Here is a 23,757-nt window from a genome sequence, read left to right on the forward strand (position 1 = left end):
CGAGGGTACTACTTGAGTAATCTTCTTTGTTCCCTTGCGCCGAGGAATTCTACTATGAAGCTTTACTGTAAGAATTGAGGCGCATCGGTTTTCCTTGAAGAGGCTTTAGGTCTTGCCCACGAACCGTAAGTATTCTGTCGGAGCGATTGCACGCACGCTATCATCATTAGAACAAGCGAGAGCCACTCTAAGAAGCTTCATTAGTTCGCAGTTTATATATTTAGTGACAAAAATTTTAGTTTCATTTTCTCACCTCGATAACTGAACTAGTTACTATATCAGCGCCTCTATCTTTGGTAAAATAGAAAAGATAGAGGCTCTATTTAATGGAGAGCCGAACGAATAAAGTAATCAATAAAGTATGTTGATAGATAAAAAGTTTTACCATACGAATGGAGGATGAACCATGGGACTCCGGTTTATTATAGGGAGATCGGGAACGGGGAAAAGTGGAAAAACACTGGATGAAATCAAAGAAAAACAGATACAGAATCCTTTAGGAAAACCTATCTTTTATATTGTTCCTGATCAAATGACGTTTCAACAGGAGTATACGTTATTTAACGATGAAGAATTACAGGGAAGTATCAGGGCACAGGTCGTAAGCTTTTCAAGACTTGCCTGGCGTATCCTTCAGGAAACAGGTGGGGCAACGAAACAGTTTATAAGCTCCGTTGGTATCCAAATGATGCTCCGGAAAATTATTGAAGAAAAACAGGGTGATTGGCTTACATTTCATAAAGCGATGGAGAAGCAAGGCTTTTTAAAACAATTAGAAGAAATGATCACCGAATTTAAGAGGTACCAGGTCACTCCTGAAGTTCTGCAAGCTCAGATTGAACATATGAAACAATTTGTACACAAAGAGCCTGGCGAGGAAGCTTTAACCAATAAATTAGAGGATTTATTTTATATTTATGATAAATTAGTTTTAGCTTTAAAAGACCACTATGTGGATAGTGAAGATAGATTGCAGATTTTAGCAGAAAAAATAAAGGAATCCAAATTGCTGCAGGGTGCGGAAATCTATCTGGATGGGTTTCATCGATTTACACCGAAAGAGCTGCTGGTAGTGGGAGAGCTGATGAGAAGGTGTGAATCGGTCACCGTTACATTGACGCTAGATAATCCGAATGAGGAAGCAACTGAATTGGATTTGTTTTATCAAACGACAGAGACCTATCATGTATTAAGCCAAATTGCAGTTGAAAATAATATTTCTATTGATGAAACCATTCGCATGGAACCGGAAAATGGGAAATTTCGCCATCGTCCGTATTTTGCTCATTTGGAAAGTCATTTTGATACAAGGCCTGCTCCGGCATATAAAGGAGATGTAAAGGTACAGGTTGCAGAAGCAGTACATCCACGGGCTGAAGTGGAGGGAGCGGCACAGGAAATTATTCGCCTTGTAAGGGAAGGAAATTATCGGTTTCAGGATATCGCCGTGTTTATCCGACAAACCGATGTCTATCATGATTTGATCCATACGATATTTGATGATCATGGTATTCCTGTTTTCATTGATGAAAAGCGTACGATGCTGAATCATTCCTTGATTGAGTTTATTCGTTCGGTTTTGGATATTGTTGAAGGGAACTGGCGTTACGATGCAATTTTCCGGGTATTAAAGACAGGATTTATTCCAAAATCGGATGAGGAATACCCGTTGACAAACGATGCGATTGACGAGCTGGAAAATTATGTATTGGAATATGGAATTCGTTCCAGAGAGCGCTGGTTTGGTGACAAAGAATGGAAATTCCAGCGTTTCCGCGGTTTTGAACAGGCTGCACAGACGAATCAAGAAAGAGAGACACAAACACGTATTAATCGCTACCGCGGGCAAGTGGTACATGCACTACAGGATTTTGATGAGCAGATGAGAAGTGCATCGACCGTCAAGGAATTTTGTGAAATGATTTATTTATTGCTTGAGAAACTGGGGGCACCTGCTCGATTGGAAAAAGTACGCACATATTACGATGATGTGGGGCAACTGGAAAAGGGAAGAGAACAGGAGCAAGTATGGAATGCAGTAATCCAGTTGCTTGATGAAATGGTTGAGATGGCTGGAGAGGAAGAAATGTCACTGTCCGTTTTCCGTTCTGCACTCGATGCTGGTTTTGAAACACTAACCTTTTCTCATGTCCCACCGAGCATTGATCATGTAATTGTCGGTTCAATTGACCGTTCACGGATTAGTGGAATAAAGTGTGCATTTTTATTAGGTGTGAATGATGGAATTTGGCCAATGAAGCCACCTGGTGATGGTATGATTAGTGAAGAAGAGCGGGAACTACTAGCGATGCAGGGGGTTCAGCTTGCAGAAAGCAGTAAACGGCAGCTTTTGGATGACTGGTTTTATATGTATCTGGCATTTACTGCAGCAAAGGACAGACTTTGGGTAAGCTATCCATTAAGTGATGAAGAGGGAAAAGCGAAAATGCCTTCCCAACTGATTAAACGAATGGAAGCTCTGTTTCCCGCGTGCAAAGAACATATCCTACTGCAAGATCCGGATGAATTATATGAAGCGGACCGGTTTATTACGACCCCTGTTAAGACGAGGTCGGCACTTACGGCACAGCTTTCCCGTCATCAAAAAGGCTATCCGATGCAACCAATCTGGTGGCAGGTATTGAATTGGTACATGGAAAATCATCCGAAACATAGTACAACCTATAAAATTTTACAGAGTCTGTACTATCAAAATACCCCAATTGCTTTAGAGTCTGAAACGGTGAAAGAATTGTATCCAAAAGAAATCAAAGCAAGTGTAAGCAGATTAGAATCGTATTTCAGATGCTCTTACCAGCACTTTGCCAAATACAGCTTAAAATTGGATGAGCGTAAAACCTATAAGTTGGATGCACCGGATATTGGAATGCTCTTCCATGAGGCTATTAAAATTATTACGGAGTGGATTCAATCAGAGGGGAGAGACTTTTCCGAGCTGAATCAGCAAGACGCAAATACTTACGCAGATAAAGCTGTTGGAAATTTAGCTCCAATTCTACAGCATCAAATTCTGCATAGCTCCAATCGTCATAAATACATTAGCCAAAAACTGCAGGAGATTATTGCAAGGGCTACGTTTATTTTAAGTGAACAGGCAAGACAGAGCCACTTTTCACCTGTGGGACTGGAGCTTGGATTTGGTGTTGGAGAAGATCTTCCACCATTGTCGATGAAATTGCCGAATGGCTACAAACTCTTATTGCGAGGGAGAATTGACCGTGTTGATAAGGCGACAAAAATAGATGATTTGTACTTAAGAATTATTGATTATAAGTCAAGTTCGAAAGGATTAAATTTAGTAGAAGTATATTATGGACTTGCACTGCAAATGCTCGCTTACTTGGATGTAGTATTGACCCATTCGGAAAAATGGTTGAAGCAAGAAGCAACGCCTGCAGGGGTATTGTATTTCCATGTGCATAATCCAATGATTTCTAAAAATGTAAAATTAAATACGGAAGAAATCGATGAGGAAATTTTCAAGAGCTATAAAATGAAAGGATTGCTTCTTTCCAATGAAGAAATTGTTAAAATGATGGATGCGTCACTGGATTCCGGTACGAGCCAAATCGTTCCAGCAGGATTTAAAAAGAATGGCGGGTTTAACCATCATTCCAAGGTGGCGGAAAAAGAAACGTTCTCCAATTTGCAGTCCCATATCCATCATTTAATGGAAAAGGCAGGGACGGATATTACTTCAGGAGGAATTGATTTAAATCCTTATCAGAACAAAAATCAAGTTGCATGCACTTATTGTCCATTCCTTTCTGTTTGCCAGTTTGATCCCATATTAGAGGAAAACAATTACCGGAAACTGAAAGATATGAAGGATGATGAAGTACTTGAAAAAATAAGTGAGGAAGGGGATATCGATGGTTAGTTGGACAAAGGATCAAGAAGAAGCAATATATACAGATGGCAGCGATATCCTTGTTGCTGCTGCAGCAGGTTCTGGAAAAACCGCAGTATTAGTGGAGCGGATTATTCAGAAGCTGCTTAAACGAGATAAGCCTGTCGATATTGATTCCTTGCTTGTTGTTACATTTACAAATGCAGCAGCCCAGGAGATGCGAAATCGAGTGGGTGCTGCTTTAGAAAAGGCATTGGAACAAAATCCAACATCTGTACACTTAAAAAAGCAGCTTTCTTTGTTACAGCGTGCATCCATCTCAACCTTGCATTCTTTTTGTTTAGATGTCGTTCGAAAGTATGCTTATTTACTGGATATAGACCCGGCATTTCGAATTGCGGATGACATGGAAGCAGATTTAATGAAGCAGGAAGTCATGGATGATTTATTTGAAGAATGGTATGGCTTGGAAGGGGAAGAACAGGAGAAATTCTTTGCTGTAGTTGACCGTTTTTCCAGTGACCGCAGTGACGTGGAAGTTGAGGAAGTGATTCTGGACTTGTATACCTTTGCGATACAAAACCCTTGGCCAGCTCTTTGGCTCGATAGTCTTGTAGAAAGCTACAAGATTCCGGAAGACTTTCGGGAAGAAGATTTAACCTGGTTAAATCTTATGAAGCGTGAAGTGAAAAATCAATTTTCTGCCATGGAGCAGGAAATGAATCTCGCTCTGGATATTACGCGGGAAAGTGATGGACCTTATCAGTATGCCGAAACTATTGATGCTGATTTAATGCTTTTGCAGGAAGCAAAGCAATTTCTCGATTCCTGGGACGGTTTACAGGGCTTTATTCAGAACAATAAATTCAGCTCGCTATCAAGAAAGAAACAGGATTGTGATGAATCAAAAAAGGAAAAGGTAAAGAAGCTAAGGGATAGCTACAAAGATAGATGGAAAGAAATGAAAGAAAAGTGGTTCAGCCGTGATTTGGCCAATCATGTTGAAGACATGAGGGAATTGGCTCCTGTTATTAAACAATTAACGGAATTAGTTAAACAGTTTGATGCCAAATTTACCGAACAAAAACGGGAAAAAGCATTGGTTGATTTTTCAGATCTGGAGCACTATTGTCTTCAGTTATTGCTGGATGAATCCTCGACTCCAGAGGAACTTATCCCATCCAGTGTTGCGATTCAATTCCAAAAACAGTTCAGTGAAGTTTTGGTGGATGAATACCAGGACACCAATTTGGTTCAAGAAACGATTCTTTCGCTAGTCAGTGATCAAACGGGTACTGGTAACCGGTTTATGGTAGGAGATGTGAAACAAAGCATTTATCGCTTCCGCCATGCTGAACCATCTCTATTTATCCAAAAATACAAGCAGTTTGCAAATGAGGAGTCTGTTGGTAGACGAATTGACTTGGCCAGAAACTTCCGAAGCAGGGAACAGGTGCTAATTGGGGCAAATTATATTTTCCGCCAGATTCTGGATGAGACCCTTGGTGAGATTGATTACGATGATAAGGCGGAACTAATTTATGGAAACAAAACATATGATGAATATGATTTTCCGGAACCGAATCCGGAGCTTGTGATTATTGATCGCGATAAAGAGGAAGAAAAAGATGAGGATACGGAGGCTGCGGAAAACTTTCAAGATTTAGAAAAAGCCGAAATTGAGGCCCGGGCTTATGCACAGAAAATTAAAGCTTGGATTGGGCATGAGGAAGGGAAAAAGCCGCTACAGGTTTTTGATAAAAGTACGGGCATGCAGCGGGATATTCAGTATCGGGATATAGTTATTTTGCTTCGTTCCATGACCTGGGCACCAACGATTGTCGATGAATTGAAAAATCAGGGTATTCCTGTTTATGCAGAGCTTTCTTCTGGTTATTTTGAGGCAGTTGAAGTCAAGGTTATGATCAGTCTGTTAAAGGCAATCGATAATCCTAGGCAGGATATCCCACTGGCGTCAGTATTAAAATCACCAATTGTCGGCTTAACGGAAGATGAATTAGCAAGAGTTCGGCTGGCAGATAAACATCATTGTTATTACGATGCTTTGAAACAATACAAACGGCAGTATTCGGATGAAACAACGGAAAAGGTGTCCCATTTTCTAGAACAGTTAAACCAGTTCCGTCTGGCATCCAGACAAGGCGCATTATCAGAGTTAATCTGGGATATTTATCAGGAAACAGGCTACTACGATTTCGTTGGCGGAATGCCTGGTGGTCGCCAGCGCCAGGCGAATTTAAGAGCGTTATACGACAGAGCAAGAGGTTATGAATCCACATCGTTTCGAGGGTTATTTCGTTTTCTGCGCTTTATTGAACGTATGGAGGAGCGGGGGGATGACTTAGGGGCTGCACGTGCTCTCAGTGAACAGGAAGATGTTGTCCGGATTATGACGATTCATAAGAGTAAGGGGCTTGAGTTTCCAGTCGTTATGATGGGGGCGATGGATAAACAGTTTAATATGCAGGATTTGAATCAGAAGTATTTGCTGCATAAAGATTTAGGCTTTGCGAGCAAATACATTGATCCTGTAAAGCGAATCACATATCCGACCTTGTTTTATCATGCATTAAGGAGTGAGCAAAAACGGGAGTTGCTTGCAGAGGAAATGAGGGTGCTATATGTTGCGTTAACCCGTGCGAAGGAAAAGTTGGTAATGGTAGGAAATGTCGCTTCATTTGAGAAAAAACTGGAGAAATGGCAGAAGATGATGGATCATTCCGAGTGGATTCTTCCGGCTTATTTCCGAATGGAAGCAAAATCTTATTTGGATTGGGTAGGACCAGCTCTAATGCGTCATCAGGATAGTAGTTCACTGCATTCTAATGAAGTAAAAGATGTGGTATTAAAAGACATTCAGATTGATCCATCGAAATGGGATATTTCTATTGTCCATGCAAGCGAGTATACGAATTTGGAACAATCGTCTACAGAAACCGACCTGCGATTAAGAGAAAAAATCGTGCAGTGGAAACCAGTTGAAGTGGAAGATGGGGAATGGAAAGATGAGGTTGAAAAACGGCTTTCCTATGAATATCCTTATCAGCAGGCCGCCTATTCACGGGCAAAACAGTCGGTAACGGAAATTAAAAGACAGCGGGAAATCAAAGATGAGTACAGTGCAGATCAATTGGTTAAACCGTTTAAACCGCCAATTGTAAAACGGCCTAATTTTATGCAAAAGGAAAAAGTGGTTACGGCAGCGGAAAAAGGGACAGCGATGCATACGGTTATGCAGCATCTTCCGCTCTCTAAACCACTTGATCACTCTGGAATCCACGAGCAGATTGAAGTTTTGGTTGAAAAAGAAATTTTAACAAGACAGGAAGCGGATATTATTGACATTCCTGCAATTGTAAGGTTTTTCGAAACGGATATTGCAGTCCATTTAATGGAGCAAGCTGTAGCTGTTCAGCGTGAGGTACCGTTTAGTTTGACTTTGCCTGCAAGTGAAGTATATGCAACATGGTCAGGAGCAGAAGAACGGGTGCTTATCCAAGGGGTAATTGACTGTCTTGTACCTTGGGAAGATGGCTGGATGATTGTAGATTATAAGACAGATGCCATAACGGAAGGTGTTTCTGATAGCTTAAAGCGTAAATTACTTAAGCGATATGAAACACAAATGGATCTATACCGTCATGCAATCGAAGAAATCTGGAAACAGCCTGTAAATGAAACCTATTTATACTTCTTTTCGAAGCAATTGCTTGTGAAAGTACCGAGAAAAGGATAATTGTGTTATAGGAGCACGCTGTGGGAGACTGCAGGGTGTTCTTTTACACGTTGGAAATAATATTTTAGTACGACGTAGCTAAAATCTTCATGTACCAAGTATAAGAAAAACCTTACACATCGCAAAAGGATGAGCGAATGCAAGATTTTCTAATATGGCTCTTTTTTTAGTTCTGTAGCTTTATAATCTTATATAGAAACTTTTAGAAAAGCAAAAAGCCAGCTAATCTTATATAGTTGCTGACTTTTTAAAGCGTTATTATGCATTGGCATTTTGGTTTTGGTCAGAAATATCGGGATCGTTTGTTCCGGTATTGCTAAAGCCTGTATTTGTATTGATAAAATCACCAGTATTTAAGCTACCGGAACCAACATTTGTTTTATCGGTACTTTTTGGTGAAAGATAAAAGGAATCACCAAAATTGACGACACCGCCACCAACACTGTTTATTTTAATTGGACCGACAATAGATGGCATTTATGAACACCCACTTTTTCTATTTATATATATATATGACGATAATACAGATAATGTTAATCTGGATGAAACTGAGCCAGAAGTATACGGAAATGTTTAATTCTGGATTCTGCTGAAAGATAATTTAAGTTCCCTACATGAATTATAGATGAAGCACTTGCTGCTATTATAGATGCATTATTTACATGAATATAAGGGTTATGATGAACCGTTCTCTTTATGACATTTGGCTGAGAATCCGGCCAGTTTGCTTCTCTCTGAAAAATAGAATAATCTTCAAATTGCAAATCTCCTTGAAAAGTTGGTCCTTCCTTTTGCAAAGCGATAACCCGTGTAACTGGGTTGGCTTGATGCGTATCACCGATGTTTTGTATAGAGCTATTGATAACCGAATTTGTTTTCAAGTGTTTAACTACAGATGTACGTTTAGACAATTTCCTTCCTCCTATTATGCTGGTGGAGCTAGTGGTACAAGATTAGCAGCAACGATATAGCTCTCGGGTGGTGTATCAAAGAAAGATGATAGAACGATGGATTCGTTGTCGCCGATTAAAAATACAGATGAAGAACCAATTGCATCTATTTCTACACTCCCAACGTGCAGTCCGTAATTATGAACTTCCATAAACATTTTTTATTCTCCTTTATAATCTTTCATGTAATTGGTAAGAGAATGACGAACTTCGTCTTTTATTTTATTAAAAATGAAATCGGCAAGTTCCTGTTCATTTAAAGCGGTATTGTTTTTCATTGCCTGCTCCTTATAATATTTGATTCGATTAGGAAACTGCTTTTGGATATCATGAAGCATCAAAGATTGGTGCGAATCATCAATGGTACGATTATAATTCTTTGCTAAGTCACTAATCATAGATGGCCCAGATCCCTGCAGCCAATTTTGCAGTTGAGATGTAAGCTGCTGCTCAAATGATGGCAAGTTGTTAGTTGGGCTTAGTTGACTTGCTTGCCCTAGAGCTAAGTCTTCCATATTTTTTAATTCTTCAGGGGATAAACCAATCTGAAGGCTGCCTGAAAGTGTTTCGATTTTTAATTGATCAAATTTATATTCTACTTTTTCAATAACAGTACCGTTTTTTTGCTGCTGGTCGTTGACAAGTCTTTGAATCTGTTCTTCAAGGGATCTGATTCTAGCATCCTGATGTTGTATTTGCTGCTGCAATTCATATAAGTACTGACTCCAATCTTTGCCGTACATTCTAATGCCCCCTGTACGCTTAATTTCATAATTAAATTCTGGACAAATGCCTAGAATTATTTTATGCAAAAAATTTTGAGATGTGTTTAATCTATAGGAGCTAAGGGAACTAGGGGAGCAGCAGGAGCCTCTGCAACTGCAGCTTCAGCGGGTTCCGTAAAACCTCCAGTATTATAGATGTCTGCTTGCGCTTGAATGCTCCCTGTACTGCCAATTTGTACAACGGAAGAATTGGTTATCGATCCAATTCTTAACAAATGAATGTTGATTGTTTGATGAATGGTCATGTTCATAGTTATCACCCTAACTAATGTACAGGCTGATCAATTTTGTCTGTATCTGTTACTTGAGTCTTTGAATTTGTGAGACGAATCTGGATTCCTCTACCTGTATTAAAGGAGCCGCCGCCAGCATATGTCTTTGCTGTACTTCGTGGTGCAATGGAATACACATCCCCAATATTAAAAATACTTGATGTAGATACAGTAATCACTTTCACTGCTCCAACGATTGCAGGCATATAAAATCCCCCTTTTGTCATAGTTTATGCCGAAATAAGGAAATGTTGAAAAGGGATATTAAGTGAAAGTCAGTAGGTGTTATAATAGATTTAGGGGGGGTTCTAAAAGATTGGGACTGCGGTTACTCGTCTACCTGAAAAGATTTGTTGCCTTTCAAATAAAAATTTTAGTTAAAAAAACTCCTGACTAATGAAAATTCCTATATGATGCACTCGCTGGTTCTAATGATGATAACGTGCTTGCATTCACTCCGGTAGAATACTTACGGCTTTTATCCTGAAGAGATCCCTTAATACACTACTAAGTAAAAAGATACGTACTAAACAGATTGCTTGCTGCTCGTGAAAATTCTAGTTACCTGCAGAACAGTGGTAAGAAAAAAGTGTTCTTCCTTTTAATCAAACATCGATTAGTAACACTCGGGTAGAATTGAATAGCTCACAATAGCGTAGTGTATTTCCGTATCGGTAAGTTGCTGCTCCAACATCATTTAAAGTTAGTTCGAAGTTTATATCAATTCATAACCTTTTAGATTTATAATTTTGGAGGGCGAGAAAGGAAAGTGAAAGATGAACAGTGAGTTAACACCGACACAAGAATCGAATCGGCTCTTTTGGATCGACGCTGCAAGAGGATTTTCGATATTTGGAATTTTTATGGTAAACATTGGTGCTTTTAGTGCTCCGTATTTTTTGTATGGAGGGGAAGAGCAGGGGTGGACATCCAGCGTTGACCCATGGATACAGGTAATAATTGATATATTTTTCCAGGCCAGTTTTTATACACTATTTTCTATTTTATTCGGGTTTGGGATTCAGATTATGAAAGATCGTATTATTGCCCGTGGTATTAGCCTCTATCCATTCTTGCTGAGAAGACTGTTTATCCTGCTATGTTTTGGAATGGTTCATGCCTTTCTCTTATGGCATGGAGATATATTGCTGACCTATGGGATGGTTGGGATTCTTTCCTTACTGCTCCTGCATGTTAGAGCTGAGACAAAATTAGGAATAGGATCGGTTCTGTTAGTTGGCAGTGTTAGCTTTCTTTCATTCTTATATTATATATCCAGAGATTACTTAGACTTTGTCAACCATCCTATGATTGAACAGTCATTTGTGAATTATCAAAGCAATGATATACGTACCATTTGGATGCAAAATTATCAGGATTGGGTATATTCCAATAGCGCTTTCAGCTTGTTCTTTTTAACGCTCGTACTGCTGCCTCTCTTTTTATTTGGAATGTTTCTTGCGGAGAAACGCTGGCTTCATGAACCGGTAAAATATAAATCTATATTAATTAAATTATGGGTTATTGCCTTTGTATGTTTTATCGGATTTAAAATAGGTCCATATGCCTTTGGTAATCCGTTATGGCTTTCTTATATTCAGGATAATATTGGTGGAATGTTTTCTGCGTTATTTTACATTCTTTCGATTACACTGTTAGCAGGAACCGGGTTGGGGAGAAAACTGCTCAAACCATTTGCCTATGTTGGAAGAATGGCACTTACTAATTATATTTCCCAATCCATTATTAGCTTTATTTTATTCTATGGAGTTGGATTTGGCTTGTATGGCTCGGTAAGTCCTTTTCTTGGAGTCGTGTTCGTGGTGACGATCTTCACGGGTCAAGTGTTTTTTAGCAGATGGTGGTTTATGCGGTTCCGTTTTGGTCCACTTGAATGGGTTTGGAGAAGCTTAACCTATTGGAAAAAGCAGCCCTTACGAAAATAAATAGAGGGAGTAATTCTGCATTAACTTAAGGAGATTTTAAATGACCTATTCACGCTATCGTGATATGATATCGATAGTAAAGGAATTATTTACTAGTAATCATTCAAAAAATGTTGATTTAAAAGGAGGATACATACTAGATGACACATATGCATATAACTTCATGGGTATTAGGCTTTATCCTATTTGCTGTAGCTATTGTATTATTAAACCAGGGAAAAGAAAAACCTGCTAAAATCGTTCAAATGATTTTACGTCTGGATTATCTGTTTGTTTTATATACTGGTGGGGCACTACTTGCATTATATTTCCAGAACATCCAAATGCCGCTTTTTGCCGAAGCCATAACAAAGGGGCTTGCCGGTCTTTGGTTAATTGCTGCAATGGAATTAATTTTAGTGAAAAAAGCAAAGGGAAAACCTGCTAATAGTTGGTGGATTCAATTTGTGATTGCTCTCATTCTTGTTATCGTTTTAGGTTTTGTTCGTTTACCATATGGAGTGGTTTTATAAAAATATTAGTAAGAAACCGCATTCGCACGCTTGTAGCTTTGCGTGTAGTGCTGCTTTACTGAATAGTCTTGTCACAAAACGAGCACATTTGTGTTCGTTTTTTCTTAACTTATAATAACGCAGTTTATATTCGGTTTACTTGTGAGGAAGAAAAATGATAAATCGTGACATTTATAACCCCTTTAGCCACCATAGTCTCTTCATTCTTGTTCTTCGATAGTTAAGCGCTCTTTAGTTGGATATGGCACAAAATATAATTTTGAGATGTCTCGAATTCTTGATATGGGGGTCTACTGAACATCCCTTTCACAAGAAAACGACCAATGAAATGCTAATAAATTTAAATCTTGTTTAGTAACAGTTCCATTGTTTTTTTCACAAGTATTTTTAGCTTCTCTAAAAACGATATAACTGGAAGCAAATACGATAGTCAGCATAACCAAAACCATTAACCCGATTATCCAATTTCTTATCCTTTTCGATTTAATTGTTCTTACAGCCCTACTTAAATCAATCTGTATATAATAAATGATTAGTATTTAACAATCTTCTGCATTATCTCTTATCATTTTAACATAGTTATCCAAATAGATTTGCTTGTAAATGGCTTGTAAGCCTACAAGCGTTTGTCAGTTTTTTATCTATTTTTACGGTAAAAATGGTTAAAAAGTGAACCCTTTTTAACAATATCGGAAATCATGTTGACTATTTCCTTCTTTGGTTAATAATAGAAGCAGAAAGACATATTTGGTGGGGGACAGTTGAATGAAGAAATTTTTAATCATGATCTTTACTGCATTTATTTTTATTTTTGGCACAAACAAACCAGTTTTATTTGCAGACGAGAGACAAATTCAGGAAGAAGTCATATATAACATTTTAATTGATCGTTATAACAATGGAAATCACCAAATTGATGAACAGGTTGATGTTGATGATCCCACTGCTTATCATGGTGGAGATTTTCAAGGAATCATTGCTAAGCTCGATGATTTAGTTGAACTTGGAATAACGACAATTTCCTTATCTCCAATCATGGCAAATGCGGAAAAAGGCTATCATGGATATTGGATCGAGGACTTTTATGAAGTGGAAGAGCAATTTGGAACAATGGAAGATTTCCAGATGCTTGTGGAAGAAGCTCATAAGCACGATATGAAAATTATATTGGAAATAGTAACCAATTATGTTTCACCATCCCACCCAATTGCAAGTGATCCAGAGAAGGAAAACTGGTTTATCGAACAGGAATTATCAGATCCGGAGTGGGTAAGTAATACATTAAGATTAAATTTGGAAAATGAAGAAGTACAGCAATATATGATGGATGTTGCTGATTATTGGATGACAGAAACAAACATTGATGGATTTAAGCTGCATGCTGCAGACCAAGTACCAATCAGCTTTTTGGAAGTAATGACAACACATATTCAATCAGAAGACCCAAACTTTTATCTGCTTGGAGATAATTTAGTAACAGATGAGTATAATCAGGAAATATTAGAGAATACAGAAATACAAGTATTGGAAAATCCATCCTTGACCCAGGCGATGAGAACAGTTTTTTCACAGGAAGATAACGAAGTCTCTGCCATTTATGATATATGGGAAGAAAGCGGTAACCAAACTCCTCTTCTTTACATGGATGATATGTATTCCAAAAGATTTACACAAGAGTTCTCAGAAAACGGGCGAAATTCCTTTACAACATGGAAGTTAGCTTTGACTTACATGTTTACAGCTCCCGGAATACCGTCGATTTTCCAAGGGTCGGAAATTCCAATGTATGGTGCAAATGCGGAGGAAGCACAACACCTCGTCCAGTTTAATAGTGGGGAGGCAGATCTTCAGGAATATTATCATCAAATTGCTTCCTTACGTTCTCAGTTTCCTGCATTACAATTTGGGGATTTTGAGTTAGTAGGTTCAAGTAATGCAATGAGTGTATTCCGAAGAACGTATGAAGATGAAACCATCTATATCGCGATTAATAACAGCAGTGAATCACAGGATATATCTCTTTCTAATCTGGATTCGGGCATGCAATTGCGAGGATATTTGGGAGACAATCTTGTGCGCGAAGATAAAAATGGTGAATATCGTATTGGTTTAGCTCGTGAAACGGCAGAAGTGTTTTCTGTTGAACCAAATACAGGATTGAACTGGGGATTTATTAGTTTTGTAGGCGGAATTTTTATTCTGTTCATCGCTGCTGTCATTTATCTAAGTAGAAAACAAAAAAAAACATGAATCTGGAGTGTAAAAGGAGTTCCATCCTTTTCCTATATAATAGTTACGATGAAAATATAGTAGGAGGTGCAGGGATATGGTTGGTCTTATTGCTTTAGCATTAACAGCATGTATTAGTCTTAGTTCTATTATTTTGAGTGAAGTTTGGGAATAATATTTATCAACTTGTGGCCATCTCATTCAGTGATGAATTGGATGGCCTGTTTTATTGCTTAAATAAAAATGCTTATACGTTGATTATCCATTTACAACCGTACCGCCATTGACATGAATCATTTGTCCAGTTACATAACTGCTATCTTCACTGGCTAAGTATACATAGGCAGGGGCGACTTCCTTTGGCTGACCGGGTCGTTTCATTGGTGAATTGGCACCAAATGAATCGACTTTCTTTTTATTAAAAGATGCAGGAATAAGTGGTGTCCAAATGGGTCCAGGAGCAACAGCATTTACACGAATACCTTGATCAACCAGTGCTTGTGACAGGGATCTGGTAAAGGATGTGATGGCTCCTTTAGTAGCAGAGTAAGCAATTAAGTCTACATTGCCTTCATAAGCGGTAATGGAGGAAGTATTGATAATTGAACTTCCTTCTTTTAGATGTGGAATGACCGCTTTGGATAAATAAAACATACTGAAAATATTCGTTCGAAATGTTTTTTCCAGTTGCTCGCTTGTTATGTCCAAAAAGCTTGGCTGTGTATGCTGTTCAGCCGCATTGTTTACCAAAATATCAATCTTATGGAAGGTATCGAATGTTTTTTGTACAGCATCTGCACAAAATGCTTCATTTCCGATATCTCCGCTAATCAGTAAACATTTTTGTCCTTCCTGTTCGACAATCCGCTTAGTTTCTTCTGCGTCTTCATGCTCATTTAAATAAATGATTGCGATATCGGCTCCTTCTTTCGCGAAGTGGACACTGACAGCCCGACCAATGCCACTGTCCCCACCAGTTATAATCGCTACTTTATTTTTCAATTTATTAGCACCCTGATAATCATCGCGGATATATTCTGGCAGTGGATTCATTTCTGACTCAATTCCCGGTTGTATCCCTTGCTGTTGTTTGGGCGGGGTTATCTTCCCATTTTGATGCTCCATTCCCATATTATCTCCTCCTTCATGCTTATCGTACCCATTTGGAAGGTGTTCCATTATGAAGAAGAGAAAAAAGAAGGCTATTGATATCAACCGTTGTGCAAAATATCAACACAACGGGCGCGCATATCAACCAGTGTATGCGGGATTTTAATCATTAGAAGGCTTTTATCAACCATAAAGGAGCAGATATGTATTCTAAATGATGTGTTGTTTTTTGTCACTAAATCAATAACTTTAGATGATGTTGGTGCTTTTTTAGCCGCCCCGGAAATACATTACGCTAGTATTGTGCTTTTATATTTCTAACATTTGATTTAGCTTAATAAACTTTAGTATATCTAATCACTATTAAGCTGGTTGATTGGAGCGGAGGGTAGTCGACTCCTGTAGGAAAAGCACGTATCTAGACCTAAGCAGGAAGTGGTTTTCTTCCGGGGAGGATGAAGCCGTGCCCTAAGGTGCGCGACTGCCCGGATCAGAAATCTACGGAGCACTATATTAGTTCGTACTTTATATCTATTGCGAGGTAAAAAAACTTACGATAAGTGCCAAAAAGAAAAAGCCCTAATTTAATAGGACTTTTGGAGTTCTTTATAATCGAAAGCGGATATTGCCCCTTGCTTATGCAAATAAGCAAAAATGTGGCGGTAATCCTTTATGTCAATTTCACCGATGATGTACTTGTACTGGTAATAATCAAGCAAATCATTAACTGACTCAGGCATATAATTACGTTCTGTCATATATCTGTCTACTAAATCATGGATATGCATCTTATTCCCCCTTAAAGAATAACTTTCTCTGTATCCATGTGTATATATATGATAATAAAATAGCTTTCATGCTTTTTTATAGGTTGTTTCTAGAAGATTATTGGTTTTAAAGGAAAAGTTGTTCCATATTTGATATAAACTCCTGACTAATGAAAATTTCTATTTGTGATGCTCTCGCTTGTTCTAATGATGACAGGGTGAATGCATTCGCTCCGGCAGAATACTTGGGCACGCGTACTCAACCAGATTTCATTCTGCTCGTGAAAATTCTAGTTACCTGTTTTTCAACAGAACAGTGTTACATCGAAAAAAGAAGATGTCTTTGTATTTAGAAACAAACTACTCTCTGAGCCAATCAAATACCGTTAGTAACACTCAGGTATAAAGTTTAAAAGCTCAACCAGCGTAGTGTATTTCCGCAGCGGTAGGTACAGCACCAACTATGCATCTAAAGTTAGTCCGGAGTTTATATAAATTCAATAACAACAATTTTGCGAAAAGAGTCTTTCTAAAGGATTTGTTGTTTTTACCACTAAAATCGATGAACTTCGACGAATCAGTAAAATTGGTGCGGAAATACAAGAGCAAGGATTATCCCTCTAATATCCCGGGGAGTTCGTCATTTTCGGCAGCTGGACTTCATGAATAGTCAATTTTTCATTGATATCGTAAACCGTGAATTGGTCATAGGAAAATGTATATAAGAAATCACCGACTGAAATCATTCGTTTTATTTCTGATTCGTAGTCAGGATATTCTTTTTGCTGTACCTCTTTCTGATGGGTCAAACTATTAGATAATTGGATACCATTTTCTGGTGTAATGTGATACAAAAACGCCCCCTCATAAACAAATGACTGATCTTCATAGGTCGCATCACCTTGCTGAACGGTTTTCGATTCAAATAGAACCGCTGGAAAACCAAACAGGTTTCGCTCTGGGTGTTCGTATAAAGCATTATGATTATGGGTGATTTCACTATAGGACCCACCGCGCCCCAAAATTTCGCTGTCTTTTTCAATAGGGTTGGTCGGATCACTGACATCAAATAAAGATATTTTTAAGCCATCCATTCTTACTTGCGGTTCACTGCTATGTTCATTTTCTACTAGTTTTGTATGCTGTCCAAAACCGATTACATGGTTATCGTCTAATGGATGAAGGTAATTGCTGAATCCGGGTATCTTTAATTCTCCGAGTACTTCTGGATTCTCCGGGTTTTCCAAATCAATTACGAACAAGGGATCAATTTGTTCAAATGTTACCATGTAGGCGATGTCTTCCATAAACCGAACACTAAAGATTTGTTCCCCCTCCGCAAGTCCCTCCACGGCCCCTAAAGGATTTAATTCCAAATCAAAGGTATAAAGATTATTCGTTGAAGTGTTATCCTCCTGCGATGAAAAACCTTGTGTAGTAGCGACACGGAACGTATCATTACGTTCATCCATCGCAAACTGATTAATCAGTGTACCATTTACAACAGTGGAAGTTTTAAAGTTGAATTCACCCTTATCTACATGAAATTGAAAAATTTCGGTATTTGCCTGGTTCGGACTGGCAATAGCCATCTCTGCATTTCCATTAGAAGAAGTGATGTCAAATTTGGTCTGGGCAAGATAAATATGATTTTCTGACATGTACATATTATTAGAAGCTCCTAAAAAACTTTCCACTTTGGCTTCCTTATCAAGATCATGTAAATCAATAGAGGCGAGCAATAAATAATTTGTATCCTCACTGTCTGGGAAGTAGTACATATTCTCAAATGATAATGGCTCTGCTCTCTCACTAACAGCCGTATCCTTTATAAAAGGTCTTGCTTCCATATCTTTTTCCATTTCTTCAAGTATGTGGAATCTCGGATATTGATTAGCAACTAAATAAAGGTATCCGTCCATTTTTCGGGAAGCATTTAAATATCCCTCGACGGTGATTTCTCTTATTTTTTCCGGGTTTTCTTTATCTGAGATGTCATATATATAGACAGCCGTTTGTTCAACCGGTGCCGGGTAAATAGCGATATCCGATCCTGCGTCATTTTCAGTAGTCGGTTCCTCACGAATTGATTCGAACCGATGTCCGATGCTAATTAATACATTTTCCTCTAAATAAATTTCACTCGGCTGAAAATTGTCTTCCCTTATGCTTGTGACAGCCGTACTGTTTTGCTGATCCGCAGTAGTGATCACAATGTCATTTTGACGTGCAAAATATACAAATTCTCCATCAGTTTTCATGATGTCTCCTTCATCAACTCCCGCAACTTGTACATTGGTTTCAGAAACTACTGAATTTCCTTCTGGTGACGCAGCTGCTTGGTCTTCACTTACGGACATAATTTCTGCAGATTCTTCTTCACTATAAAAAGTCTGATTATGGTTCTCCATCCGTTCGTTTAATAAGGTAAGCAACTGTTCATTATTTTGTATATTTGGTAAATCTCCCAAAGCGGTGAAGTTGTGGATAAATGGTTTTGACAAATTTTTGCCATTATCCGCTTTCACGTCATCCGAGATGGTAATAACGTAATTTTTATCTTCCATATAACCATTTGTTGGCGCCTTCAACGTCAGTATCGTGTTCGTACTGTTCCATTCAAAGGATACATCTGCAGGTTGATCATTTTCATCCAGAATGCGTACGGTCTCTTTTGTAAAAGTATTTGGATCCATGCTCTTGGAGAAATGCACCGTCCAATCTTTTGTAGTAGTAGCAACTTTTGAAGCAGAAGGGATCTCTGCAGTCGGTTTATTAGAAAATATGACAGTTATGACTGCTGTAGATATAATTCCAGCAATGACTAAAGTAATGATAATCAACCAATTGTACTTTTTCATAGCTCTCACCTCTCTTTTGTAAATGCTTCCTTATAGAGTTAGACGCCAGGAGTTGTAATTTGTTACAGATTTTTTACTATTAATGGGCAGTTTTAAACAAAAACGGTTGAATAGTCCATAAGTAGAGAAAGAATAGCATAAGAGTAGAAAGAAACTTCTCCTAAACAAAAAAAGCTTCACTTCAAACTCAAAAAGTTCAAAGCAAGCTATTCGATTTTTATACAGGTTTATTGGAAAAGAATAGTGAAATGGTTCCTGGGCCGGCATGGGCTCCAATGGCAGAACCTACCATCTCGATAACGATATTTTCTTCACTGACATCAAATCGATCTTGAATCATTAATGCAAGCTGTTCTGCTCTTTCGCGGTCATCGCCGTGGCTGATGCCAATCGTTTGATGCTGGAAATCAGTTCCTCTTTCCTCCATTAATTCCATCATACGGCCAAGCACTTTTTTGGAACCGCGAATTTTTTCAAGGGGAATGAGTTTTCCGGCCTCTACATGAAGGAGCGGTTTAATTTTTAATAATGTACCGACAAAAGCTGCAGTTTTGCTGACGCGCCCACCACGTTTTAAGTATTCCAGGTCATCTACTGTAAAGATGTGTTCCATGTGTTCGGATTGATATGTTACAGCTTCGAGCACTTCATCCAATGAGGCCCCGTTTTTGGCTAATTTAGCAGCATATAATACTACTAATCCCTGACCGATGGAAGCACATTTTGTGTCGATAACATGAATCGGTGCGTCGGGAAATTCCTCTCTCACTTCCTGTTCCATCATTTTTGCTGTTTGGTATGTACCTGATAGTTGTGATGAGAACGCAATGTATACGAGTGGCTGATTTGCTTCAGCATAGGATGTAAAGATTTCCTTAAACGTTTGTGGCGACACTTGTGAGGTTTTGGGAGCTTTCCCCTGTCTCATAGCATCATAAACGGTTTTTGGTTCAATTGATTTGCCATCTTCATATTCTTTTTCATCTAAATGAACAGTTAATGGTACCATTTCAATGTCAAATTCGTTATAATGTTTTTCTGTTAAATCACAGGCAGAATCGGTAAGTATTTTAATTGTCGTCATATCTTTTTCACCTACAATCTATAGTTTAATTATTTATTTTTAAGTGTATAGTGATATAAGTGTTTAGTCAAAGTTTAGGATATATGTTAGCATTGTTTGGAAAACTGGATATGAACCGATCATTGAAATTAGCTTAAGGAATAGACAGAAAGTTTAGTAAATAGAATAAGGGGAGTTTGCTATGTTTTTGTTAGAAGCAAAGCGTATTTTTATTGTTATTATTGGCGGATTATTAAATGCCATATCGCTGAATTTTTTCTTGATTGAAGCAAATGTGTATGCTAGTGGATTTACTGGTACAGCTCAGCTAATAGCCAGTATATCAAATGATTTCCTTGGTATCGGACTTAGTACAGGTATATTACTGTTTTTATTAAATATTCCTGTTCTAATCTTAGGCTGGTTTAAAGTTGGAAAAGGGTTTACAATTTATAGTATTGTCTCTGTTGCATTTTCCACGCTTTTTCTGGAATTTATACCAATTATGGAATTATCCAATGACATTATTTTGAATGCTGTATTTGGTGGTGTCATTGGTGGGGTAGGTGTTGGTCTAACATTGAAGCATGGTGCCTCAACTGGTGGTATGGATATTATTGCGATGGTATTATCACGGATGAAAGATAAACCAATAGGAAATTACTTTTTAATCATGAACAGTATTATTATTGTGGCAGCCGGTATTATGTACGAATGGGAGAATGCGTTGTACACGATGTTAACATTGTATGTGTCAACAAGAGTCATTGATGCCATTCATACACGCCATGAGAAAGTCACAGCGATGATTATTACCCATAAGGCAGATGAACTGCAAAAGGCCATTCATAATAAATTGGTTCGTGGCATTACCATTTTACCTGCCAAAGGCGCATATACCAAGTCAGACAAAAGCATGCTGTATCTTGTTATTACGAGATACGAGTTATATGATCTGGAGCAAATCATTCATGAAGTCGACCCAAATGCCTTTACAAACATTGTTGAGACTGCTGGAATTTATGGATTCTTTAGACGAGATTAAGGGGGAATACAAAAAATGAAATACATCATTTTATTGCTGATGTCAATGATTTTAGTTGGTTGCAATAATGAAGAAGCAGCCAATGGAGAAAGCAATGAAACAGAAGAAACGAGTGCTTCCATTGAAATTAGAAATGTAGATGTACAAGTGGAAGAACTTCAAGTTATATTAATGGCTGAAGCCAAAACTTCCAGTAATGAAATTTTTTATCGATTGGAACAAGGGGAAGAACTGCTGCAGGAAGAAAGGCAGATGAGTTTCAATGGTGAGAAGGAATGGAATGCATTCGAACTCGAAGTAACATTACCAGAGGAAGTTTCTGCAGAAGAAAATCCACCTATTATTGTTATTTACGGGAAAAATGAAAATGGAGATATGATTAATCCAAATTATATACCAGTAGCGATAGGTAAGGAATAAAAAAACGGTGATAAGGAAAGTTGCTTATCACCGATTTTTCTTTGCTGAGGAAATTATAAAATGTAAAACCTGTGGATAATTTGCATTACTATAAGTAGCCACATCCAGCTCCAGCGCCCAGCGACTAGCGAGACTTCCTTCGCCTCCGTACGATAAAGAAGACTTGCCGATTGGTGAAACCAGAGTCTTAGTCGCACTTATACCCTTGCGGTGAAAGTCAACATCGACTCCCTTCGTTCGTCGTGTTTCCTTTATCTCCTGCGGCTCAGTCCAGTCCGTACGTCGCTAAACGGGTGCTTACGCTTTTGTTCTTTTCTATGTAAAATTAATAGCCATGCTTTTCGAATACTTCTTTCACACGAGGTGTTAAATCATCCCATTCGGTGTCAAACTGTTTGTTAACGGTAATGAAATTTTGATAACCAAAAACGTTATCCACACCTTCAATTTCCATTAAGTCATTTAAAATAGCGTGTTCACTTGTATCTCCAGGCATAACCGAAATACTGTTCGTTCCTTCAAATATCATGCTATCAGTTGTAAATTTCATTGCATTTGGGTTTGGTGTACCTTCCATTCGTAAGCTCAATGTGCTTCCCTCCTAATTATACATACTTACTTTTATATTAGCAGATTATTGCCAAGGATTAAAGTAACATCCCCTTCCTTTTTATCGGGAAGGGGATGTATGGATCTCATGCTTCAAGGTAGCAGAGGTTATTTTAATTGATTGTGCTGTTTTAATTGTTGCTCAAGTTGCTGTAGTTGCTGTTTTTCTTCTGGAGTAGCGTCATTATAAGCGGTTTGAATAGCGTTTTGAGCTGCCTGTTTATCCGTTTGACTAGCATTACCATTCATTAGGTTGTTTACAGCATCTCGTGCTTGCTGAAATAAATTGTTTTGCAATGAAAACCCTCCTAGATAATCTTAATTATCATTCTTCAGTCGATCTCGTTCTGCTAAGGTAGAACGATAGGGGAATTGTTCGTCATGCTTTTTTACGGAGTCAGCACCTTGCTGTGTAAATCGCTTTGATTTACTTCGTTTTCCCAAACTAATTCCTCCTTAGAATCGAATGGAAAACTTGGAAAAAGGCTTATGAAGATGTTTCCTAATCCTGAATACCTAAGAAGTAAAACAAAAAGTGAACGTTCCTGACGTTCACTAATAGTATGGATGCTCAAATCATTTTATAAGCGTGGAAATATCCGGGAATAATGTACGATATTGCCTAGTTAAAATGAACTTAGCCTTAAGTAGCTATTAAGAAATATACCAATTCCGTCCTCTTCATTGGTATCTGTTACATGATCTGCTACCTGTTTCAGTTCATCAATCGCATTTCCCATCGCAACACCTACACCTGCATAATCAATCATTTCCAAATCATTATCTTCATCACCAAATGCAATAATATTTTCTTTGGAAATGTCAAAATAATGCGCAATTTTTTGCAGACCAACTGCTTTATTTATTCCTTTTTTAACAATTTCAATGACATTATATGGTGTGCCCCATCTGCGGTGTTCGATGAGTTCAGCATGGTATTCCGTTAAATGGTTCCGAAGCTTAAGAATATCATCCTCTTTAGGATAAATAAGCAAGGATGTTGGGTCTTCTTTTAGATTATGCTTCAGATTGCCGATTGTAAATGGTGGGTCGTTTTTCGATTGCTGAAATAGTTCAATCACTTTCTCATCATATTGTTCCATGTAGACTTCATCCATTATTTCCGCTAAGATGTTGTGAACGTCTAGATCATAGCTTGCTTCAATAATTTGTCTAGCTGTTCTTATTGGCATCGGATTATGTAAGACATCCCATTTTTTGTCTGTCGGATGGTGGATAAGGGCTCCATTGAAATTAACCATCGGGGTTTTTAAACCAAGTTCATGGTAATATTCAATACTTGCTCGATGGGGCCTTCCGGTTGCGATGATGACAATATGTCCCTCATCCATTGCCTTGAATACTGTTTGTTTTGTTCGTGAACTGATTTCTTTTTTGTCCGTTAGCAGTGTTCCGTCTAAATCTAAAGCAATTAAATGTCTGTTTTTCATTCCATTCACCTCATATGCATTTAGTTTAAAGCGGAAAGAATAATATGTAAAGTTATTTTTTCGTTAACTACGTTTGCTTGAACAGTAGGTAAAACATTAAAATATAAGT

Annotated in this window: 21 protein-coding genes; 7 read left to right on the forward strand and 14 right to left on the reverse strand. The window is 38.1% G+C overall.

Annotated features, from left to right (window positions below; translation table 11 throughout):
* The first annotated feature begins 406 nt into the window (after window positions 1-406).
* Both addB and addA read left to right on the forward strand, forming a co-directional pair.
* Entirely contained in the window at window positions 407-3,901 is a 3,495-nt protein-coding gene (addB, locus tag GMJ66_RS02835) for a helicase-exonuclease AddAB subunit AddB (RefSeq protein ID WP_156288827.1), read from the forward strand.
* A complete protein-coding gene (gene addA / locus GMJ66_RS02840) occupies window positions 3,894-7,628 on the forward strand; it encodes a helicase-exonuclease AddAB subunit AddA (protein ID WP_156288828.1) in 3,735 nt (1,244 codons plus the stop codon). The genes addB and addA overlap by 8 nt, the downstream gene beginning before the upstream one ends.
* A 258-nt stretch (window positions 7,629-7,886) precedes the next feature.
* On the opposite strand, the gene GMJ66_RS02845 is transcribed toward addA, so the two are convergent.
* The 6 genes from GMJ66_RS02845 to GMJ66_RS02870 form a co-directional block, all read right to left on the reverse strand.
* Window positions 7,887-8,105, reverse strand: coding sequence for a spore germination protein (locus GMJ66_RS02845; protein ID WP_156288829.1), 219 nt, complete (start codon window positions 8,103-8,105; stop codon window positions 7,887-7,889).
* Window positions 8,106-8,161: 56 nt separating this feature from the next.
* Entirely contained in the window at window positions 8,162-8,539 is a 378-nt protein-coding gene (locus tag GMJ66_RS02850; protein ID WP_197046583.1) for a spore germination protein GerPE, read from the reverse strand.
* 14 nt (window positions 8,540-8,553) lie between these two features.
* Window positions 8,554-8,736, reverse strand: coding sequence for a spore gernimation protein GerPD (locus tag GMJ66_RS02855; RefSeq protein WP_156288831.1), 183 nt, complete (start codon window positions 8,734-8,736; stop codon window positions 8,554-8,556).
* A gap of 3 nt (window positions 8,737-8,739) precedes the next feature.
* A complete protein-coding gene (gene gerPC / locus GMJ66_RS02860) occupies window positions 8,740-9,321 on the reverse strand; it encodes a spore germination protein GerPC (protein ID WP_156288832.1) in 582 nt (193 codons plus the stop codon).
* A gap of 86 nt (window positions 9,322-9,407) precedes the next feature.
* Complete coding sequence (locus tag GMJ66_RS02865) at window positions 9,408-9,614, reverse strand: spore germination protein GerPB (protein ID WP_156288833.1); 207 nt, start codon at window positions 9,612-9,614, stop codon at window positions 9,408-9,410.
* 14 nt (window positions 9,615-9,628) lie between these two features.
* Window positions 9,629-9,841, reverse strand: a complete 213-nt coding sequence (locus tag GMJ66_RS02870; protein WP_156288834.1) for a spore germination protein — start codon at window positions 9,839-9,841, stop codon at window positions 9,629-9,631.
* A 570-nt stretch (window positions 9,842-10,411) separates the two neighbouring features.
* Here GMJ66_RS02870 and GMJ66_RS02875 point away from each other — a divergent pair.
* The 3 genes from GMJ66_RS02875 (at window position 10,412) to GMJ66_RS02885 (ending at window position 14,343) form a co-directional block, all read left to right on the forward strand.
* Window positions 10,412-11,581, forward strand: coding sequence for a DUF418 domain-containing protein (locus GMJ66_RS02875; RefSeq protein ID WP_156288835.1), 1,170 nt, complete (start codon window positions 10,412-10,414; stop codon window positions 11,579-11,581).
* Between the two features lie 140 nt (window positions 11,582-11,721).
* Complete coding sequence (locus GMJ66_RS02880; protein WP_156288836.1) at window positions 11,722-12,093, forward strand: YisL family protein; 372 nt, start codon at window positions 11,722-11,724, stop codon at window positions 12,091-12,093.
* Window positions 12,094-12,858: 765 nt separating this feature from the next.
* Complete coding sequence (locus GMJ66_RS02885) at window positions 12,859-14,343, forward strand: alpha-amylase family glycosyl hydrolase (protein ID WP_156288837.1); 1,485 nt, start codon at window positions 12,859-12,861, stop codon at window positions 14,341-14,343.
* A 237-nt stretch (window positions 14,344-14,580) separates the two neighbouring features.
* Here the strand turns inward: GMJ66_RS02885 and GMJ66_RS02890 are convergent, their stop codons facing one another.
* The 4 genes from GMJ66_RS02890 to GMJ66_RS02905 all read right to left on the reverse strand — a co-directional run bounded on the left by GMJ66_RS02890 (window position 14,581) and on the right by GMJ66_RS02905 (window position 20,144).
* A complete protein-coding gene (locus GMJ66_RS02890; protein ID WP_156288838.1) occupies window positions 14,581-15,453 on the reverse strand; it encodes an SDR family oxidoreductase in 873 nt (290 codons plus the stop codon).
* Between the two features lie 563 nt (window positions 15,454-16,016).
* Window positions 16,017-16,220, reverse strand: a complete 204-nt coding sequence (yppF, locus tag GMJ66_RS02895) for a YppF family protein (protein WP_156288839.1) — start codon at window positions 16,218-16,220, stop codon at window positions 16,017-16,019.
* Between the two features lie 599 nt (window positions 16,221-16,819).
* Entirely contained in the window at window positions 16,820-19,060 is a 2,241-nt protein-coding gene (locus tag GMJ66_RS02900) for a beta-propeller domain-containing protein (RefSeq protein ID WP_156288840.1), read from the reverse strand.
* A 217-nt stretch (window positions 19,061-19,277) separates the two neighbouring features.
* Window positions 19,278-20,144 (reverse strand): DegV family protein, encoded by an 867-nt coding sequence (locus tag GMJ66_RS02905; RefSeq protein ID WP_156288841.1) that lies wholly within the window; start codon window positions 20,142-20,144, stop codon window positions 19,278-19,280.
* Window positions 20,145-20,325: 181 nt separating this feature from the next.
* On the opposite strand from GMJ66_RS02905, the gene GMJ66_RS02910 reads away from it, so the two are divergent.
* Together GMJ66_RS02910 and GMJ66_RS02915 are read left to right on the forward strand one after the other, a co-directional pair.
* Window positions 20,326-21,168 (forward strand): YitT family protein, encoded by an 843-nt coding sequence (locus tag GMJ66_RS02910; protein ID WP_156288842.1) that lies wholly within the window; start codon window positions 20,326-20,328, stop codon window positions 21,166-21,168.
* A gap of 15 nt (window positions 21,169-21,183) precedes the next feature.
* Entirely contained in the window at window positions 21,184-21,588 is a 405-nt protein-coding gene (locus tag GMJ66_RS02915) for a hypothetical protein (protein WP_156288843.1), read from the forward strand.
* Window positions 21,589-21,913: 325 nt separating this feature from the next.
* Here GMJ66_RS02915 and GMJ66_RS02920 read toward each other — a convergent pair whose 3' ends face one another.
* The 4 genes from GMJ66_RS02920 to GMJ66_RS02935 form a co-directional block, all read right to left on the reverse strand.
* On the reverse strand, window positions 21,914-22,165 hold the full coding sequence (locus tag GMJ66_RS02920; protein WP_156289000.1) for a NifU N-terminal domain-containing protein: 252 nt from the start codon (window positions 22,163-22,165) through the stop codon (window positions 21,914-21,916).
* A 140-nt stretch (window positions 22,166-22,305) separates the two neighbouring features.
* Window positions 22,306-22,494, reverse strand: a complete 189-nt coding sequence (locus GMJ66_RS02925) for a DUF3813 family protein (protein WP_156288844.1) — start codon at window positions 22,492-22,494, stop codon at window positions 22,306-22,308.
* Between the two features lie 21 nt (window positions 22,495-22,515).
* Complete coding sequence (locus GMJ66_RS02930) at window positions 22,516-22,641, reverse strand: competence protein (RefSeq protein WP_156288845.1); 126 nt, start codon at window positions 22,639-22,641, stop codon at window positions 22,516-22,518.
* Window positions 22,642-22,823: 182 nt separating this feature from the next.
* Window positions 22,824-23,648, reverse strand: coding sequence for a Cof-type HAD-IIB family hydrolase (locus tag GMJ66_RS02935; protein ID WP_156288846.1), 825 nt, complete (start codon window positions 23,646-23,648; stop codon window positions 22,824-22,826).
* Window positions 23,649-23,757: the final 109 nt, after the last annotated feature.

Source organism: Oceanobacillus salinisoli (assembly GCF_009733865.1).
Taxonomy (GTDB): Bacteria; Bacillota; Bacilli; order Bacillales; family Amphibacillaceae; genus Oceanobacillus; species Oceanobacillus salinisoli.

Excerpts from the sequence above, each read along its gene's own strand:
- addB (WP_156288827.1), top strand. The coding sequence starts at position 407 with ATGGGACTCCGGTTTATTATAGGGAGATCGGGAACGGGGAAAAGTGGA.
- addA (WP_156288828.1), top strand. The coding sequence starts at position 3,894 with ATGGTTAGTTGGACAAAGGATCAAGAAGAAGCAATATATACAGATGGC.
- GMJ66_RS02845 (WP_156288829.1), bottom strand. The coding sequence starts at position 8,105 with ATGCCATCTATTGTCGGTCCAATTAAAATAAACAGTGTTGGTGGCGGT.
- GMJ66_RS02855 (WP_156288831.1), bottom strand. The coding sequence starts at position 8,736 with ATGTTTATGGAAGTTCATAATTACGGACTGCACGTTGGGAGTGTAGAA.
- gerPC (WP_156288832.1), bottom strand. The coding sequence starts at position 9,321 with ATGTACGGCAAAGATTGGAGTCAGTACTTATATGAATTGCAGCAGCAA.
- GMJ66_RS02865 (WP_156288833.1), bottom strand. The coding sequence starts at position 9,614 with ATGAACATGACCATTCATCAAACAATCAACATTCATTTGTTAAGAATT.
- GMJ66_RS02870 (WP_156288834.1), bottom strand. The coding sequence starts at position 9,841 with ATGCCTGCAATCGTTGGAGCAGTGAAAGTGATTACTGTATCTACATCA.
- GMJ66_RS02875 (WP_156288835.1), top strand. The coding sequence starts at position 10,412 with ATGAACAGTGAGTTAACACCGACACAAGAATCGAATCGGCTCTTTTGG.
- GMJ66_RS02880 (WP_156288836.1), top strand. The coding sequence starts at position 11,722 with ATGACACATATGCATATAACTTCATGGGTATTAGGCTTTATCCTATTT.
- GMJ66_RS02885 (WP_156288837.1), top strand. The coding sequence starts at position 12,859 with ATGAAGAAATTTTTAATCATGATCTTTACTGCATTTATTTTTATTTTT.
- GMJ66_RS02890 (WP_156288838.1), bottom strand. The coding sequence starts at position 15,453 with ATGGGAATGGAGCATCAAAATGGGAAGATAACCCCGCCCAAACAACAG.
- yppF (WP_156288839.1), bottom strand. The coding sequence starts at position 16,220 with ATGCATATCCATGATTTAGTAGACAGATATATGACAGAACGTAATTAT.
- GMJ66_RS02900 (WP_156288840.1), bottom strand. The coding sequence starts at position 19,060 with ATGAAAAAGTACAATTGGTTGATTATCATTACTTTAGTCATTGCTGGA.
- GMJ66_RS02905 (WP_156288841.1), bottom strand. The coding sequence starts at position 20,144 with ATGACGACAATTAAAATACTTACCGATTCTGCCTGTGATTTAACAGAA.
- GMJ66_RS02910 (WP_156288842.1), top strand. The coding sequence starts at position 20,326 with ATGTTTTTGTTAGAAGCAAAGCGTATTTTTATTGTTATTATTGGCGGA.
- GMJ66_RS02915 (WP_156288843.1), top strand. The coding sequence starts at position 21,184 with ATGAAATACATCATTTTATTGCTGATGTCAATGATTTTAGTTGGTTGC.
- GMJ66_RS02920 (WP_156289000.1), bottom strand. The coding sequence starts at position 22,165 with ATGGAAGGTACACCAAACCCAAATGCAATGAAATTTACAACTGATAGC.
- GMJ66_RS02935 (WP_156288846.1), bottom strand. The coding sequence starts at position 23,648 with ATGAAAAACAGACATTTAATTGCTTTAGATTTAGACGGAACACTGCTA.